Raw genomic sequence first — 16,566 nt, 5'->3', positions numbered from 1 at the left:
CAGGGGACTCGCCGCTTATGGTGCAAATCGGATACACGATGATGACCGAGCAGGCCGGGCCGCGAGAGCTCGTCGACCATGTGGTGCGGGCCGAGGAGGCGGGTTTCGACTTCTCGGTGACCTCGGACCATTACTTTCCGTGGCTGCGCTCGCAGGGGCACTCGCCGTACGCGTGGAGTGTGCTCGGCGCCGCCGCGCAGGCGACCTCGCGCATTCCGCTGATGACCTATGTGACCTGTCCGACGTTCCGCTACCACCCGGCGGTCGTGGCCCAGAAGGCGGCGACGATGCAGCTGCTGTCGCAGGGCCGGTTCCGGCTGGGGCTCGGCTCGGGGGAGAATCTCAACGAGCATGTGGTGGGCGGCGGTTGGCCGTCCGTGGACGTGCGGCACGAGATGCTCGAGGAGGCGGTGGAGATCATCCGGGCGCTCTTCGCGGGCGGTCATGTCAACCGGCGCGGCGGCCACTTCGACGTGGAGTCGGCCCGGTTGTGGGATCTGCCGGACCAACCGGTCCCGATCGGGCTCGCCGTGTCCGGCGAGCAGTCGTGCGCCCTCGCGGGCCGGCTCGCCGACCTGGTCATCGCGACGGAGCCGAAGGCGGACCTGCTCGACTCCTTCGACCGGCACGGTGGCGCGGGCAAGCCGCGCGTGGGCCAGCTGCCGGTCTGCCACGACCCCGACCGGGACGCCGCCGTCCATCGTGCGCACGACCAGTTCCGCTGGTTCGGCGGCGGCTGGAAGGTCAACTCCGAGCTGCCGCACCCCGACGCGTTCGAGGCGGCGACCCGGTTCGTGACGCCGGACGACATCACCGCGTCCATCCCGTGCGGTGACGACCCGGACGACTTCGTCGAGGCCGTACGCCCCTACGCGGACGCCGGGTTCACGGAGATCGCCCTGGTGCAGATCGGCGGCGAGTCGCAGCCGGCGTATCTGGACTGGGCGGAGAAGACCCTGCTCCCGGCGCTCCACGACGCCCTCGACCACTAGACACAGAGGGCCTGTCAAAGCATCGCCAATGGGTCGATATAGGCTGCCGGTCTGCACGCGTGCAGCCCTGCCAGCCCCTCCCCAGGAGAGACACCTGTGACCCTAGCGATCGCTCCGTCCGAGACGACGCCCGAGCCGACGCCCGAGTCGTCCCCCGCGCCCCTGTCCGACCTCGTGGCGCGGGACGCGCGTGAGTTCGGCGCCTACGCGCGGACCGGCGGATGGGCCTTCGGCCTGATGGTGGCGCGCAGCGTACGGCCCGGCGGCCAGGGCGCGGACGAGACGCCGAAGGTGTCGGCGAAGGAGTTCGCCGAACTCGCCGACTGCTCCGCCGATCGCGTCATGCGCTACTACAAGGCGTGGGACCGGGCCGCCGACGACGGCATCGTCCCGCAGTTCGAGGCGCTCGCACCGGGCCAGGAGGTGGAGCTGCCGGACGCCGACGTGTGGCTCAGCTACTACGTCTCCCGCAACAGCGCCACGTCCGAGCGCGGTACCGCCATCGCCGAGGCCGCCGAGGCGGAGGGCATCCGGCCGACGAAGGCGCTGGAGGTCGCCGAGAACCCGACCGCGCTGCGCGCCGCGATCCTCGCCGACCCCTCCACCGCGCGGGCGGCCCGCCAGGCGCTCCTCGACCGGGTGCGCGAGGACCCGGAGCTCCAGTCCGAGCTGGCCCGTGACGTCGTGCGCACCGACGACCTGAAGAAGGCCGTCGCCACCGAGAGCCGCGCCGCGGACCGGATCGGCTACGTCCGCCAGATCGCCGAGTCCGGCCAGATCAAGACCCCCGCGGGCCAGACCGTCGACGCTCCCGCCGACCTCCGTCAGGAGGCCGAACGCCATCTGTCGCTCCTCGACGAACTGGAGGAGGACGAGGACACCGGCGAGTGGGCCACCGAGGCCTACGACACCATGAAGACCCTCGTCGTCGAGGCCGTGGAGGCCGACCCCGAACTCCGGGTCCAGGAACGGCGGACGAAGTTCTACAGCAGCCTGCAGAGGGCGACGAAGGTGTTCGAGGAGCTGACCTTCGACGACGCGCAGGACTTCTACGAGGACGACATGGTCCAGCAGCTGGAGGAGTTGCAGCAGGCCATCGGCGCGTGCATCACGGCATTGCGCGGGGCCCATGGGAATCACTCGCCTGAGTGAGCATCTTGTGCGTGACGGGGGTACTAGAGGGAGCCAAGTCCGTTCTCCCCGGAGGCCCTCAGGTGAACCCCCTCGTGCACAAGTCCCTGGTCGTGCAGCTCCAGGCGGGCGTCACGCACCGATTCCCCGTGCTCGCCCACCTGTCCTACGACGCCTCCGACCCGTTCGCCGTGACAGCGGTGTTCAGCCATGACGGCCGGGTGCTCGCCCGCTGGCGGCTCGACCGGGAGATGCTCAGCGAGGGGCTGCTCGGCCCGGTCGGGGTGGGGGACGTACGCATGTGTCCGGTGTCCACGGGCATGGGACACGAGTTGCGGGTCGAGTTCCTCGGCGACGCCCTCCCCGACGGCGGTCGGCATCACGCGGTGGTCTTCGTGTGGGCCCCGGCGGTGACCGCGTTCCTGCGCAGAACGCGTGAACTGGTGCCGCCGGGCAGCGAGAAGACGGGTGTCGACGACTTCCTCGCCGAGCTCTTCGCGCAGGACCGGGCCGAGTAGCGGGCGAGCGAACTCGTGCCGGGCGGACGTCACTTCGTCGTGTAGCGGCGCCGGATCCACAGCGGCACGACGAACCAGCACACCAGGTACCACATCACGACCGCGGTGACCAGCCACGGGACGAAGGCGTCGTGGGTGGCCACCCGGAGGATCAGCAGGAGCGAGGAGGCGGTCGTGACGAGGAGCAGCAGCAGCCCGATGAAGGTGAGCCGGGACGCCCACTCCACCGCCTGCGGCTTGATGCGCCGGCCGGAGACCAGCCGGTGCAGGGACACCGGGCCGATGAGGGCGCCGGTGGCGGTGGCGCCGAGGACGACCGTGACGATGTAGATGGTCTTCTCGGTGTCGCCGAGGTTCGCGTACTTCGGTGTGAAGACGACGGTCAGCAGAAACCCGAACAGGATCTGTACGCCCATCTGGGCGACGCGGATCTCCTGCATGAGCTCGCCCCACATACGGTCGGCTCGCTCGTCGGCGGTCTCGTCACGGCCGGTACGCCTCTCCGGTGCCTGCACCATGCGGGACGGGTAACCCGGTGTCTGATCGTTCAAACAACCGGGCTCGCCGTCCGCACGGACTACCAGCGGCTCTCGACCTGGTCCTTGATCCGCCGCTCGTAGATGTCCCGGACGGCCGAGAGCGTCTCGTCGGACAGCTCCGGCAGCGTGGCGGCGGCCGCGTTGGCGCGGGCCTGCTCCGGGTTGCGGGCGCCCGGGATGACGGTGGTGACGCCGGGCTGCTGAACGATCCAGCGCAGCGCCAGCTGGGCCGGGGTGTACCCCTCGGGGGCGAGGGCGGAGAACTCGGCGGCGGCCTCCACACCGGTCGTGTAGTCCACGCCGGAGAAGGTCTCGCCGACGTCGAAGGACTCGCCGTGCCGGTTGTAGGTGCGGTGGTCGTTCTCGGGGAAGACGGTGTCCTTGGTGTACTTGCCCGACAGCAGCCCGGAGGCCAGCGGCACCCGGGCGATGATGCCGACACCCGCCTCCTGGGCCGCGGGGAGCACCTTCTGCAGCGGCTTCATGCGGAAGGCGTTGAAGATGATCTGCACGCTCGCCACACCGGGCCGGGCGATCGCGGTGAGGGCCTCCTCGCAGGTCTCCACGCTGACGCCGTACGCGGCGATGCGCTCCTCGGCGACCAGGGTGTCGAGGGCGTCGTAGACCTCGTCGCTCGAGTAGACGGGCGTGGGCGGGCAGTGCAGCTGCACCAGGTCGAGGCGGTCGACACCGAGGTTGCGGCGGGAACGGTCGTTCCAGGCGCGGAAGTTGTCGAGGACGTAGTTCTCCGGGATCTGGTCGACGCGGCGGCCCATCTTCGTCGCGACGAACACATGCAGATCGGGGCGGCTGCGCAGGAACGTGGCGATGGTCTGCTCGCTGCGGCCGTCGCCGTAGACATCGGCGGTGTCGAAGAAGGTGACCCCGGACTCGGCCGCGGCCTCCAGTACCGAAAGGGCTTCCTTGTCGTCGACGTCTCCCCAGTCGGCGCCCAGCTGCCATGTGCCGAGACCGATGACGGATGCCCGCTGACCCAACCTGCCGAAAGTGCGCTCGTCCATGGCGTCAGTCTGTCATCCGTCCCGCTTGTGCGCGGAACGGGCCCCTCCGACGCGGCACCTGTGAATGATTCACTCACAAGAGTGAAAGGGCTCGACGGACAAGCGCTCTCTGTCAAGCAGGTCCCTAGCTTGACCCCGTGACTCACCACTGGACCCGCAGAAGCTTCCTCCTCAGCGCCGCCGCCCTGACCCTGGTGCCGGCCGACCCGGCCGTCGCCGCCCAGGAGTTGCCGGGCTTTCCGGACGACGTCGCCCTCTACCGTTCGGCCTACCGGAACTGGGTGGGCGAGATCACCGCCGTCGGCCTGTGGGCCTGCGCACCGATCGACGGCGAGCAGGCGGTCGCCGCCGTCAACTGGGCCTGGCGCAACGGCTGGCGGGTCCGTGCCCGCGGGTTCTCGCACGGCTGGTCACCGCTGACGATCACCGAGGGCACCTCCTCGGACGCGCCGGTGCTCCTGGTCGACACGACCGCCCATCTGACCGACACGTCCCTCGACGGGGCGAGCGCAGTGCGCGCCGGTGCGGGCGTCTCGATGGAGTCCCTCCTGACCTTCCTGGAGGGGCACGGCCTCGGGCTCACCGCGGCTCCCGCCCCCGGCGACCTCACCCTCGGCGGCGCCCTGGCGATCGACGCGCACGGCAGTGCCGTGCCGGCGCGGGGCGAGGAGCGGCTGCCGGGGCAGACGTACGGCTCGCTCAGCAACCGGGTGCTGTCGGTGACGGCGGTGGTGTGGGACGAGGCCAGTGGCGCCTACGTCCTGCGGCGCCACGAGCGCGACGAGGCCGACGCCGCCGCGCTGCTGACCCACCTCGGACGTGCCCTGGTCACCGAGGTGGTGCTGCGGGTCGGCGCGAACAGCAATCTGCGGTGCGTGAGCCGTACGGACATCCCGGCCGCGGAGCTCTTCGCCGCGCCGGGCGGCGGCGGACGCACCCTCGCGAGCTACCTGGACGAGGCGGGGAGAGTGGAGGCGATCTGGTTCGCCTTCACGGAGTTCCCCTGGTTCAAGGTCTGGAGCGTCGAGCCGACGAAACCGCTCACCTCGCGGCGCGTGACAGCGCCGTACAACTATCCGTTCTCCGACAACGTCCCGACGCTGGTGGCGGATCTCGCCGGGCGGATGGTCGCGGACGCGGCCTGGTATCTGGCGCCGGTGCTCGGCAACGCGCAGGCCGACGCGGCGGCGCTGGGACTGGTGACCACGCTGTCCGCGGACATCTGGGGGCCGTCGAAGAACACCCTGCTCTACATCAGGCCCACGACCCTGCGGATCAACGCCAACGGCTACGCGGTCCTCACCAGGAGGGCCCAGGTGCAGCGGGTCGTCTCCGAGTTCACCGACTTCTACCGGGAGCGGGTCGCGGCGTACGCCGCGCTCGGCCGCTTCCCGGTCAACGGCTCGATGGAGATCCGCGTGACGGGCCTCGACCACCCGGCCGACGCCGAACTCGACGGCGCCCGGGCCCCGTTGCTGTCCGCGCTGCGCCCCGACGCCGAGCACCCCGAGTGGGACACCGCCGTCTGGCTGGACGTGCTGACGCTGCCGGGGACGCCGTACGCGGAGAAGTTCCTGCGTGAGCTGGAGCGGTTCCTGCTGGACCGCTACGACGGCACGGACGCCCTGACCCGGGTGGAGTGGTCCAAGGGCTGGGCCTATACCGAGGACGCGGTGTGGGACGACGGCGAGGTGCTGGGCACGGCGGTGCCGGCGTCGCTCGGGGACGGGGCGTGGGAACAGGCGGCGGGGATCCTGGACCGGCTGGATCCGCACCGGGTGTTCGGGAACGCCTTCCTGGACCGGCTGTTCGGCTAAGGACCGGCCAACTGGGCCTGCACCACGGGTGCGTAGCGGTCGACGAGGTCGTCGACCGGGCTCGCCCTGAGGTGCGGGCCGCGGGCGATGCCGAACATCACCCCGAGACCCAGCAGCGTACCGACGGCCAGTTCGGCGCGCAGTCCCGCGTCGGGGCCGGTGAGGCGCTCCGCGAGGCGCTCGGTCACCTGGGTGCGGAAGTTGGCGCGCAGGATGTCGCCCTGATCGTCGTGCAGGCGCGCGAAGGTGATGCGCAGCAGGGGGTCGGTGCCGCGTTCGGTCTGGCTCACCAGCACATGCCGGACCATGTGGCGTCCGAGCTCTTCCAGCGGAGCGTCCAGCAACGCCTCCGCGTCGGCCTCGAAGGACATGACGCGGGCGAAGAGGGCGTCCTTGTTGCCGAAGTACTTGAGGATCAACGGCGGGCTGACCCCGGCGCGTTCGGCGACGTCCTTGAGGGTGATGTCGGTGTGGGCGTGCCGGGCCAGGAGGTAGCGGGCCGATTTCAGGATCGCCGCCCTGGTGGCCTCGGCGTCCCGGCGTGCGGGCGTGGGGTCGGAAAAGGGGGGTGGGGTGCTCACGGCTCTCATGCTCCCTCCAACACCTCCGTCTTCGCCCGCCGGGCCCGCCGGGTCCCGCCCTGGTCCGGGTCGCCCGGGATGCAGAGCGCGGTGGCGCCGGCCGCCAGGGCGATGGCGCCCGCGATGCCGAAGGCGAGCAGATATCCGTGCAGGGTGGGCACGGGGAGGCCGCCGACAGGGCTGGTGTGCCGGAGCAGGACCGCGGCGACGACGGCGCTCGACACGGCCTGCCCGATCGTGCGCATCAGGACGTTGACGCCGTTGGCGGACGCGGTCTGCCCGGCCGGGACGGCGTGCAGGATGAGGGTCGGCAGCGCCGAGTACGCCAGGGTGGTGCCGGTGCCCACGACCGCCGCGCCCACCATGATCATCCACAGGTCGTGGCTGTCGGCGATCCGCACCGCGTACCCCACCGCGATGACCGCGGCGCCCAGCGCCAGGGTGATGCGCGGGCCGCGGGACGCCGAGATGCGGGCGGAGAGGGGCGAGAACAGCAGCATGATGAAGCCGCCCGGCAGCAGCACGAGGCCGGTCTGCACGATCGAGAGACCGAGCCCGTAGCCGGTGGCCTCGGGCGCCTGCACCAGCTGGGCCGTGACGAGCGAGTTGGCGTAGAACGCGAAGCCGGTCAGCAGCGCGGCCACATGCGAGAGACCGACCCGGGGACGGGACACCAACCGCAGGTCGACCAAGGGCCGTTCGGCCCGCAGCTGCTGCCACCACCACACGGCCAGCACGAGAACGGCCGCCGTGAACAGTCCGACGATCCGTGCGCTGCCCCACCCCCACTGCCCGCCCTGCGATACCCCGAGCAGCAGACACACCAGCCCGGCGGCCAGCCCCAGCGTGCCCGGCACGTCGAACCGCCCCGGCTCACGCACCGGCGACTCCCGCACCGCCCACCACACGGAGCCGACTCCGGCGGCACCCAGGACCGCGGTCACCCAGAACATGGTGTGCCAGTTCGCGTACTGCACGATCACGGCCGCGAGCGGCAACCCCAGCGCGGCACCGATGCCCACGGTCGAGCTCATCAGCGCCACCGCGCTCCCCCGGCGCTCCGGCGGCAGCTCGTCGCGCAGGATGCTGATGGACAGCGGTACGACGGCGGAGGCGGCACCGGACAGGGCGCGGGCGGCGATGAGCACCCGGATGTCGGAGGACAGGGCGCACAGCACCGAGCCGAGGGCCATCAGCGCGAGCGCGGCCATGAGGACACGGCGTTTGCCGTACATGTCCCCGGCCCGGCCCAGGACCGGGGTGAGCACGGCTCCGGAGAGCAGGGTGGCGGTGACCATCCAGGAGACGGCGCCGGGCGAGGCACCGGTCAGTCGTGGCAGGTCAGGCAGCAGGGGGACGACCACGGTCTGCATGACGGCCATGAGGATCCCGCCGAAGGCCAGCACCGGGACGGTCAGCCGGTCCCGGAGCGGGCGGGGTATCGGGGCGGGTGCGTCCATCGGTACTCCCGGCATGAAAAAAGGTGAATGGCTATTCACCATAATGGGTGAATAGCCATTCACCTAATGGATTTCCCGGGGGTCGGTCAGTGCTTGCGGGAGTCCAGGGCTCGGGCGTGGACGTTCCGTGCGATCTTCGGCCCCAGCCAGCGCTTGATGCGGCGCAGGGCGTCGAGGCGCCCGGCCGCCCGGTCGAGCCGGTAGTAGAGCTGCGGCGGGACGTAGGGCAGCAGGGGCGAGTGACGCTGGCCGAGCAGGGCGAACATCTGCTGCGGGGGCAGGTCGATGTAGCGCGTCAGGTTCTCGTACCACTGGGCGCTGTAGCGGGCGGCGCTCTGGACCGAGAGCAGCTCGGCCTTGCGCCGCTGCTCGTACCGGGCAAGGGCTTCGGGAAGCGTGGAGTGCTCGCGCAGGGCGTCCGCCAGGGCCATGGCGTCCTCCAGTGCGAGGGTGGTGCCCGCGCCGATGGAGTAGTGCGTGGTGTGGGCGGCGTCGCCCATGAGCACGAGGTTGCCGTGGGACCAGGTGCGATTGGTCAGGGTGCGGAAGTTCAGCCACTGGGCGCTGCCGTCGGCCGAGGAGCGGCCGATGAGGGCGTGGCCGTCCAGGATGTCGGCGAAGAGCTTCTCCAGCAGGGCCAGCCCGTCACCCTCGTCGGCCCGGTCGAGGCCGAGGCCGGTCCAGGTCTCGGGGGCGCATTCGATGACGCAGGTGCTGCGATCGGGGCCGAATCCGTAGCCGTAGCACCAGATCCAGCCGTGGTCGGTCTCGACGAAGGCGAAGGTGAAGGCGTCGAAGACCTTGGTGGTGCCGAGCCAGATGTAGTGGTTGCGACCCGCGCTCGCCTCCGTGCCGAAGCGGTCGGCGTGTGCGGTGCGCAGCGCGCTGTGGACACCGTCGCCCGCCACGACCAGGTCGGCGTCGGGCACGTTCTCCGGGGTGATGCCGTGCTCGAACTCCAGGCGGACGCCGAGCGAGCGGGCGCGGGCGGCGAGGAGTTCGAGGAGACGGTGCCGGCCGATGCCGTGGCCCTCGTCGCCGTCCTGACGGGTGGCCAGGTCACGGACGTGGGCGACGCCGTGGTTCCAGCGCACGGAGTGCTCCTCGACGGTGCGGGCCGACTCGGGGTCGAGGGCGTGCAGTTTGTCGAGCAGTCCGCGCCAGTAGGTGACGCCCCAGCCGTAGGTCGAGCCCTCGGGATTGCGCTCGTAGACGGTGATGTCGTGGGACGGGTCCTGCAGCTTGAGCAGGATCGACAGATACAGGCCGGCGGGCCCGCCTCCGACACAGGCGACCTTCACGCGCACCCCTGGGAATCACTCAGAGCGGTCATTTGACGACGCAGGGTAGCAGGGGTTTGCGTCAGCTTCCGCGGGTGAGGCAGGTCACCGGCGAGGCGCCGCTCCGCAAAAGATCACCGCGAGACCGGGGGCGCGCGGTGGAATTTCCCCCTCCAGGGCTCGGGGTCACCCCTTCACAGCAAGATCATCTTCGTTCAACCTTGCACCAGATATCGGCAATTGTCCGGATCGTAGCCAACCGGTCGCAGTCGCCCCTTCGGCACCGATAGGCATACGGGGTCACCCACCACCCCTCTCCGGAAGGACGACCCCTGTGCCCGAACCGACCCGGCGTCATGCCCTCGCCGCCGCGGCCGCCGTCGCCGCCACGGTCGCCGTCGCCCCGCAGGCCGCAGCCCACGACCACCACTCCCCCGACACCTTCGACGAGGTCTACAAGGGCCGCCGGATCCAGGGCCGGCCGGCCGCGGGGGGCGGTCATCACCACGGCGCCGGCTACGCGGTGTTCATCGACGGAGTCGAGCTGCACCTGATGCGGAACGCCGACGGCAGCTGGATCAGCGTCGTCAGTCACTACGACCCGGTCCCCACACCGAAGGCCGCCGCACGCGCCGCGGTCGACGAGCTGCAGGGCGCGGCGCTACTCCCGTTCCCGGCGTCCCCGGCCAACTGACCTTTCCCGTCACCGCTTTGGAGTACCGCACATGACCGTCCGCAAGAACCAGGCGAGCCTGTCCGCCGAGGAGAGGCGGCGGTTCGTCGCCGCCGTCCTGGAACTGAAGCGCAACGGCCGTTACGACGCCTTCGTCACCACGCACAACGCGTTCATCATGTCCGACACCGACAACAGCGAACGTACGGGCCACCGTTCGCCCTCGTTCCTGCCCTGGCACCGCAGATACCTGATCGAGTTCGAGCGGGCCCTTCAGTCGGTGGACGCCTCGGTCGCGCTGCCGTACTGGGACTGGTCCGTCGACCGCTCCCCGCGTGCCGCGCTGTGGGCGCCGGACTTCCTCGGCGGCACCGGACGCAGCCGCGACGGCCAGGTGACGGACGGCCCGTTCGCCGCCTCGGCGGGCAACTGGCCGATATCCGTGCGGGTGGACGGCCGTACGTTCCTGCGCCGCTCGCTCGGCACCGCCGTGCGCGAGCTGCCGACCCGGGCCGAGGTCGACTCCGTGCTGGCGATGGCGACGTACGACATGGCGCCCTGGAACAGTGCGTCGGACGGCTTCCGCAACCACCTGGAGGGCTGGCGCGGGGTCAATCTGCACAACCGGGTCCATGTCTGGGTCGGCGGCCAGATGGCGACCGGCGTCTCCCCCAACGACCCGGTGTTCTGGCTGCACCACGCCTACGTCGACAAGCTGTGGGCCGAGTGGCAGCGTCGGCACCCCGACTCGGGGTACCTGCCGACGGCCGGTACCCCGGACGTGGTCGATCTCGGCGAGACGATGAAGCCCTGGAACGACGTACGCCCGGCGGACCTGCTGGACCACCGGGCGCACTACACCTTCGACACCGACTGATCAGGCCCCTGCCGTGCGGCACTCCGGGTGGCCCCAGCCCTGGTCGTTCTTGGCGATGTCCGCGCCCGCCGCGTAGGGACGGCCGCACATACAGCGGCCGGGGAACTTCGCCTTGATCGTGCGGGACGAGGACGAGGCCGAACCGCCGCTTCGCCGGGGCGACTTGGCCTTGGCGGGGCGGGAGGCCTTCGGGGTGTCGGGCGAGGGCGGCGGCTCGGGCGAGCCGTGGTCGCTGCCCGCGGGCTCCTGGATCGTGGCCGCCTGGCTGGCGGCGCGGTCGGCGAAGTCGTTGAGCCGGTCGCCGTCGACCTGGTGGGCGGGGACGTAACGGAAGTCGACCGTGCGGCCGTCGAGGAGCTCGTCGATGCGCACGACCAGTTCCTGGTTGGCGACCGGCTTGCCCGCGGACGTCTTCCAGCCGTTGCGCTTCCAGCCGGGGAGCCAGGTGGTGACGGCCTTCATGGCGTACTGGGAGTCCATCCGGATCTCCAGCGGCACGTCCGGGGCGACCGCGGTCAACAGGCGTTCCAGCGCGGTGAGTTCCGCGACGTTGTTGGTGGCCCGGCCGAGCGGCCCCGCCTCCCAGCGGGCCGGGGTCTCCGTCTCGTCGGCGACGACCCAGGCCCAGCCGGCCGGTCCGGGGTTTCCCTTCGATGCACCGTCGCACGCGGCCACCACACGTTCACGCATGGGACCGATCATGCCACGGTCGGCCCGGGCACACGGTCACCGGGTTTCAGGCACACGGCACCGGGTTCTCAGGGCCGGGTGCCCACGGCCGTCACACCTCGCTGATCTTCGGCATCTCGCCCTCGGTCGTCGACATGTCGATGACCGAGAAGCTCGCGCCCTGCGGGTCGCTGAGGGCGGCGAACCGGCCGAAGGGGCTGTTCACCGGGCCGAAGCGCAGGATGCCTCCCAGCTTGGTGGCCTTGGCGACGGCGTCGTCGCAGTCGGCGACCGCGAAGTAGACGTTGATGTACGAGGGGATCTCCGGCGGGAACTCCTCCGTCATCCTCATCCGGCCGACGACCGTGTTCTCGCCCACGTCGAACATGCCGAAGTCCATCGAGTCGTCCTCCATCCGCTTCCTGGAGTACGGGAAGACGGCCGGGAAGAACGCGTCCACCTTCTCGGGGTCCCGTGTGAAGATCTCCGCCCAGGCGTACGCACCGGGGGTGCCGACGGCCTCGAAGCCCTCGTGGACACCGGCCTGCCACACGCCGAAGACGGCGCCGCCCGGGTCCCGGGCCAGGCACATGGTGCCGAAGTCACCGACCGCCATGGGCTCCATCAGGACCTCGCCGCCGTTGTCACGGATCTTGGCCGCGGTGGCCGCCGCGTCCGGGCTGGCGAAGTACAGGCACCACTGCGAGTGCCCCTCCTGTCCGGACATCGGCGGGACGACGGCCGCGACCGCCTTGCCGTCCGCGTAGGCCTGCGTGTAGTTGCCGTACTCCGACGACGACTCGCCGAAGGTCCAGCCGAGGACGTCGCCGTAGAAGGTCTTGGCGCCCTCCACGTCGCTGAACATCGCGTCGGCCCAACAGGGGGTTCCCTCAGGTTGCACGGCCATGGTGGCGGCCCTCTCCGACTCGGGTGGGTGGTCCGGTTTCTCACGCTAGCCACCTGTCCGCCCGAACGCGCGCCGAACGGTGGTTCCCGCTCCGAGACCCGCCCTCTTGACTCAGGCCGTCCGTGTGGGCGAGTTTTAGCAGCGGGTTTATCGTTAAACTCGTGGCAGGTTTAACGATAAACCCGACCCACCGAACCTCGTCCTGGAGCGCGCCCAGTGTCAGACAGCACCGCGGTCATCAACCTCGACATCGAGGGTCCGACGATCAGCCGCCATCTCTACGGTCACTTCGCCGAGCATCTCGGCCGCTGCGTCTACGGCGGGTTCTGGGTCGGGGAGGACTCACCGGTCCCGAACGAGGGCGGCATCCGGCTCGATGTGGTCGAGGCGCTGCGTGCCCTGGACATTCCCAACCTGCGCTGGCCGGGCGGGTGTTTCGCCGACGAGTACCACTGGAAGGACGGCATCGGCCCGCGCGAGCAGCGGCCGACCATGGTCAACACGCACTGGGGTGACGTCGAGGAGAACAACCACTTCGGCACGCACGAGTTCATGGCCCTGTGCGAACTGCTGGGCGCGGAGCCCTACATCAACGGCAACGTCGGCTCCGGCACCGTGCAGGAGATGAGCGAGTGGGTGGAGTACCTCACCCGCGCCGGCGACAGCCCGATGGTCCGGTTGCGCAAGGCCAACGGGCGTCAGGAGCCCTGGCGCGTGAAGTTCTGGGGCATCGGCAACGAGACCTGGGGCTGCGGCGGCAACATGCGCGCCGAGTACTCCGCCGACCTGGCCCGCCAGTACGCGACCTACTGCCGTGACCACGGCGACAACAAGCTGTACCGGATCGCCTCGGGCGCCTCCGACGCCGACTACAAGTGGACCGAGACGCTGATGCAGCAGATCAGCTGCTTCGGCTGTGAGGCCACCCCGAAGAACTACTTCCAGGGCCTGTCCGTGCACTACTACACACTGGCCGGTCCCTGGGAGGCCAAGGGCAGCGCCACGGACTTCGACACCGACGACTACTACCGGACGATCGCGGCGGCCCGGAACATCGACCGGATCCTCACCGGCCACTCCACCGTCATGGACGTCTACGACCCCGGGCGCACGGTCGGTCTGGTGCTGGACGAGTGGGGCACCTGGTGGGACGTGGAGCCGGGCACCAACCCCGGGTTCCTGTTCCAGCAGAACACCCTGCGCGACGCCCTCGTCGCCTCCACCCACTTCGACATCTTCCACAAGCACGCGGCCCGTCTGCACATGGCCAACATCGCGCAGACCGTCAACGTCCTCCAGGCGATGATCCTCACGGACGGCGACGCCCTGGTCCTCACCCCGACCTACCACGTGTTCGAGATGAACAAGGGCCACCAGGACGCCACTTCGCTCGCCGTCCACCTGAAGGGCGAGCGGCTGGACCTGTTCTCCGCCTCCGCCAGCGTCAAGGACGGCACGGTGCTCATCTCGCTGTCCAACCTCGACGCGGAGGAGTCGGCGCGGGTGACGCTCGACCTGCGCGGGGGCGGTCTCGGCGATCCGGTCGCCCGGGTGCTCACCGCCGACCGGCTCCAGGACCACAACGCCCCCGGGACGGCGGAGACGGTCACCCCGCGCCCCTTCGACGACCTCAAGGCGACCGACCGGGGGCTCGTGCTCACCCTGCCGCCGCACTCGTTCGTCACCGTCCGGGGCCGGCTGGCCTGAACCGCTCCCCCGGCCGGGGTGTAATGGTTCCGAGGAACCGGGCGGCGCGGAACAGGGGGTGACCATGGCGACCATGCAGGACGTGGCGCGGGCGGCCGGCGTCTCGGCGATGACCGTGTCCAATGTCATCAACGGTCACTCCAAGGTGAGTGAGGCGACGCGGGAGAAGGTCCTGAAGGCCATGGTCCGCCTCGACTACCGCGTCAACGTCTCCGCCCGCAACCTCCGCAAGGGCCGTACGGGCACCATCGGCCTGGCCGTCCCGGAGGTGGACAGCCCCTATTACGGCCGGCTGGCGGCGGCCATCATCGCCGCGGCCGCGCCGCTCGGTCTGCGGGTCGCCATCGAGCAGACGTACGCCCTGCGGGAGAGCGAACTCGAGGCGCTGGCCCTGTCCCGCAACCGTCTCTACGACGGGCTCATCCTCAGCACCGTGGGCATGGGGCCGCAGGACACCGAGTGGCTGACCATGGACCATCCGGTGGTCATCCTGGGCGAGCGGATCTTCGGCGGTCCGGTGGACCACGTCGCCATGCCCAATGTCGACGCCTCCCGGGCCGCCACCCTGCACCTCGTGGAGCGGGGCTGCCGGCGCATCGCGTTCCTGGGGGGCGCGGTCGGTGCGGAGGTCGACGTGTCGAGCCTGCGCCACAGCGGGTACCGGCAGGCCCTTGAGGAGGCGGGTCTGGTCCGGGACCCGGCTCTGCAGCGCCGCCTGGCGGCCTTCTCCCTGGCCGAAGGGGCGCGCTGTGCCCGGGAGATGGTGGAGGGCGGGCTCGCCTTCGACGGGGTGTTCTGTGTGACCGACACCGTCGCCATGGGGGTGCTGCGCGGGCTGGCGGACGCCGGGGTCCGGGTGCCCGAGCAGGTCAGGGTGATGGGCTTCGACAACGTCACCGGGAGCGCGTTTCTGGTGCCGTCCCTGTCCACCGTCGATCCGGACCACGACGCGATGGCGGAGCGGGCCGTCGGCCTTCTGGTCCGGCGGATCGAGCGGACCGCGTCCCGGCCGGAGCCGGAGGAGTTCGTCAGTCACTTCTCGGTGGTGGCACGGGAGTCCACGGGCGGCGGCACTGCCTGACGTCCGCAGGCCCCTGCCCTCGTCAGGGCATCGCTGAGCGTGGCCGCCGGATCCAGCACGTCCAGCGTGCCGTGCGCCCGCAACAACCTGCGTTGACCGGCGTCACACAGCAGGGCGAACCCGTGTTCCGCGGCGAGGACCCGGCGGCGGAAGCGGAGCAGCACGCTCAGGCCCGTGGAGTCGATGAAGGAGACCGGGCGCAGGTCGACGACGTGGCCGGGGGCGTCCAGCCGCGCCACGGAGTCCAGCCACAGGCGTAGTCCGCCTGCGGTGGCGAGGTCTATGTCGCCGCGGAGTTCGGCGATGAGCAGGCCGTTCGTGTCCTTCAGGAGCGTGTGCCCCCCGGCCGGGGCCCAGTACGCCGGGCTGACCGGCTCCGGTGTGTGGTGGTGCAAGCCGTTCGTCCTCGTTCCCTACCCGTGGCGCCCGCCGGGCGACATGTTCCGGCGCGGGCGCCCGCGGTGACTTCGTCATCCCCGCACCGCGAGCGCCCGCGCCGGAACCCCCCTGGGTGGCTCCCCCTTGAACCGTGGGCCTTTACTGTTCTACCTTCGCCACATGGTCGGGGCATCAACGCCCGCTCACCGGTGTCACAACGAGCGGACGGCAGTTGGGCCAGGTGATGCGGCATGCGTCCGCACCTCGCCTTGATCGAGGACGACTCCGACTTCGCACTGATGTGCCGTTCCTATCTGGAGCGGGCCGGTTTCACCGTCACCTGGGCCATGGACGCCCGGGTCGGCAAGGCGGCCCTGTACGAGGGCGGCATCGACCTCGCCGTGCTCGACCTGGGCCTTCCCGACGGCAGCGGTCTGGAGCTGCTGCGGGCGCTGCGCTCCACCAGTCGGCTTCCCGTCATCGTGATCACCGGCCGGGGTGCCGAGGCGGACCGGGTGGCGGGCCTGGAGATCGGTGCCGACGACTATCTGGTCAAGCCGTTCTCGCAACGGGAGCTGGTGGCCCGTATCCGGGCCGTGCTGCGCCGCTCGCAGCCGCCGGAGGCGCCGACCGTGCTCAGGATCGGCCCGCTGCTCATCGACACGGCCGCCCGCCAGGCCTCCTGCGACGGCTTCGTGCTGACCCTGCGGCCGAAGGAGTACGCGCTGCTGGAGATGCTGGCCGCCACGCCCGGCAGGGTGTTCTCGGCGGAGCAGCTCCTGGAGCGCGTCTGGGGCGCGGCCTGGCAGCAGCCCGCCACCGTCGTCGAGCACGTCTACCGGCTGCGCGGCAAGCTCGCCCGGCTGCCGGTGCCCGCCCCGCGGATCACGACGGTCCGCGGCTACGGCTATCGCCTGGACCCCTGAGCGACCCC

The 16,566-nt window shown here is 70.7% G+C and carries 17 protein-coding genes; 9 read left to right on the top strand and 8 right to left on the bottom strand.

Annotation, left to right across the window (positions count from 1 at the left end):
• Window positions 1-17: 17 nt before the first annotated feature.
• The 3 genes from ACIHIX_RS15095 (at window position 18) to ACIHIX_RS15085 (ending at window position 2,641) form a co-directional block, all read left to right on the top strand.
• Window positions 18-992: an LLM class F420-dependent oxidoreductase gene (locus ACIHIX_RS15095; RefSeq protein WP_399955048.1), complete on the top strand. Its 975-nt coding sequence runs from the start codon at window positions 18-20 to the stop codon at window positions 990-992.
• 96 nt (window positions 993-1,088) lie between these two features.
• Complete coding sequence (locus ACIHIX_RS15090; RefSeq protein ID WP_399955046.1) at window positions 1,089-2,144, top strand: hypothetical protein; 1,056 nt, start codon at window positions 1,089-1,091, stop codon at window positions 2,142-2,144.
• Window positions 2,145-2,206: 62 nt separating this feature from the next.
• On the top strand, window positions 2,207-2,641 hold the full coding sequence (locus ACIHIX_RS15085) for an SsgA family sporulation/cell division regulator (RefSeq protein ID WP_399955044.1): 435 nt from the start codon (window positions 2,207-2,209) through the stop codon (window positions 2,639-2,641).
• A 29-nt stretch (window positions 2,642-2,670) separates the two neighbouring features.
• Here ACIHIX_RS15085 and ACIHIX_RS15080 read toward each other — a convergent pair whose 3' ends face one another.
• Both ACIHIX_RS15080 and ACIHIX_RS15075 read right to left on the bottom strand, forming a co-directional pair.
• A complete protein-coding gene (locus ACIHIX_RS15080) occupies window positions 2,671-3,159 on the bottom strand; it encodes a DUF6328 family protein (protein ID WP_399955041.1) in 489 nt (162 codons plus the stop codon).
• A 59-nt stretch (window positions 3,160-3,218) separates the two neighbouring features.
• Window positions 3,219-4,202, bottom strand: a complete 984-nt coding sequence (locus ACIHIX_RS15075; RefSeq protein ID WP_399955039.1) for an aldo/keto reductase — start codon at window positions 4,200-4,202, stop codon at window positions 3,219-3,221.
• Between the two features lie 137 nt (window positions 4,203-4,339).
• Between ACIHIX_RS15075 and ACIHIX_RS15070 the strand changes: the two genes are divergently transcribed.
• The gene (locus ACIHIX_RS15070) at window positions 4,340-6,019 is read left to right on the top strand and encodes a cholesterol oxidase substrate-binding domain-containing protein (protein WP_399955037.1); all 1,680 of its coding nucleotides are present in this window, start codon (window positions 4,340-4,342) and stop codon (window positions 6,017-6,019) included.
• Here the strand turns inward: ACIHIX_RS15070 and ACIHIX_RS15065 are convergent.
• The 3 genes from ACIHIX_RS15065 to ACIHIX_RS15055 form a co-directional block, all read right to left on the bottom strand.
• Window positions 6,016-6,609, bottom strand: a complete 594-nt coding sequence (locus tag ACIHIX_RS15065) for a TetR family transcriptional regulator (protein WP_399955034.1) — start codon at window positions 6,607-6,609, stop codon at window positions 6,016-6,018. The genes ACIHIX_RS15070 and ACIHIX_RS15065 overlap by 4 nt on opposite strands.
• Window positions 6,606-8,060: an MFS transporter gene (locus tag ACIHIX_RS15060; protein ID WP_399955032.1), complete on the bottom strand. Its 1,455-nt coding sequence runs from the start codon at window positions 8,058-8,060 to the stop codon at window positions 6,606-6,608. The genes ACIHIX_RS15065 and ACIHIX_RS15060 overlap by 4 nt, the downstream gene beginning before the upstream one ends.
• A gap of 86 nt (window positions 8,061-8,146) precedes the next feature.
• Entirely contained in the window at window positions 8,147-9,367 is a 1,221-nt protein-coding gene (locus ACIHIX_RS15055; RefSeq protein WP_399955029.1) for an FAD-dependent monooxygenase, read from the bottom strand.
• 307 nt (window positions 9,368-9,674) lie between these two features.
• Here ACIHIX_RS15055 and ACIHIX_RS15050 point away from each other — a divergent pair, with 307 nt between their 5' ends.
• Window positions 9,675-10,034 carry a tyrosinase cofactor gene (locus ACIHIX_RS15050; RefSeq protein WP_399955026.1) on the top strand — a complete coding sequence of 120 codons (360 nt, stop codon included), beginning with the start codon at window positions 9,675-9,677 and terminating at the stop codon, window positions 10,032-10,034.
• Between the two features lie 31 nt (window positions 10,035-10,065).
• Window positions 10,066-10,890: a tyrosinase family protein gene (locus ACIHIX_RS15045; RefSeq protein WP_399955023.1), complete on the top strand. Its 825-nt coding sequence runs from the start codon at window positions 10,066-10,068 to the stop codon at window positions 10,888-10,890.
• On the opposite strand, the gene ACIHIX_RS15040 is transcribed toward ACIHIX_RS15045, so the two are convergent.
• Window positions 10,891-11,592: a ribonuclease H gene (locus tag ACIHIX_RS15040; RefSeq protein ID WP_399955020.1), complete on the bottom strand. Its 702-nt coding sequence runs from the start codon at window positions 11,590-11,592 to the stop codon at window positions 10,891-10,893. It lies immediately after the preceding gene.
• 79 nt (window positions 11,593-11,671) lie between these two features.
• Window positions 11,672-12,466, bottom strand: coding sequence for a VOC family protein (locus tag ACIHIX_RS15035; RefSeq protein ID WP_399955017.1), 795 nt, complete (start codon window positions 12,464-12,466; stop codon window positions 11,672-11,674).
• A 216-nt stretch (window positions 12,467-12,682) separates the two neighbouring features.
• On the opposite strand from ACIHIX_RS15035, the gene ACIHIX_RS15030 reads away from it, so the two are divergent.
• Together ACIHIX_RS15030 and ACIHIX_RS15025 are read left to right on the top strand one after the other, a co-directional pair.
• Window positions 12,683-14,173 carry an alpha-N-arabinofuranosidase gene (locus tag ACIHIX_RS15030; protein ID WP_399955014.1) on the top strand — a complete coding sequence of 497 codons (1,491 nt, stop codon included), beginning with the start codon at window positions 12,683-12,685 and terminating at the stop codon, window positions 14,171-14,173.
• A 64-nt stretch (window positions 14,174-14,237) separates the two neighbouring features.
• Window positions 14,238-15,254 (top strand): LacI family DNA-binding transcriptional regulator, encoded by a 1,017-nt coding sequence (locus ACIHIX_RS15025; RefSeq protein WP_399955012.1) that lies wholly within the window; start codon window positions 14,238-14,240, stop codon window positions 15,252-15,254.
• Here ACIHIX_RS15025 and ACIHIX_RS15020 read toward each other — a convergent pair.
• Complete coding sequence (locus tag ACIHIX_RS15020; protein WP_399955009.1) at window positions 15,206-15,649, bottom strand: STAS domain-containing protein; 444 nt, start codon at window positions 15,647-15,649, stop codon at window positions 15,206-15,208. The genes ACIHIX_RS15025 and ACIHIX_RS15020 overlap by 49 nt on opposite strands.
• 234 nt (window positions 15,650-15,883) lie before the next feature.
• On the opposite strand from ACIHIX_RS15020, the gene ACIHIX_RS15015 reads away from it, so the two are divergent.
• Window positions 15,884-16,558 (top strand): response regulator transcription factor, encoded by a 675-nt coding sequence (locus ACIHIX_RS15015; protein ID WP_399955007.1) that lies wholly within the window; start codon window positions 15,884-15,886, stop codon window positions 16,556-16,558.
• Window positions 16,559-16,566 lie beyond the last annotated feature (8 nt).

This window comes from Streptomyces sp. NPDC051913 (assembly GCF_044593635.1).
GTDB lineage: Bacteria > Actinomycetota > Actinomycetes > Streptomycetales > Streptomycetaceae > Streptomyces.
This window is presented reverse-complemented; position numbering and strand designations above follow the sequence as displayed.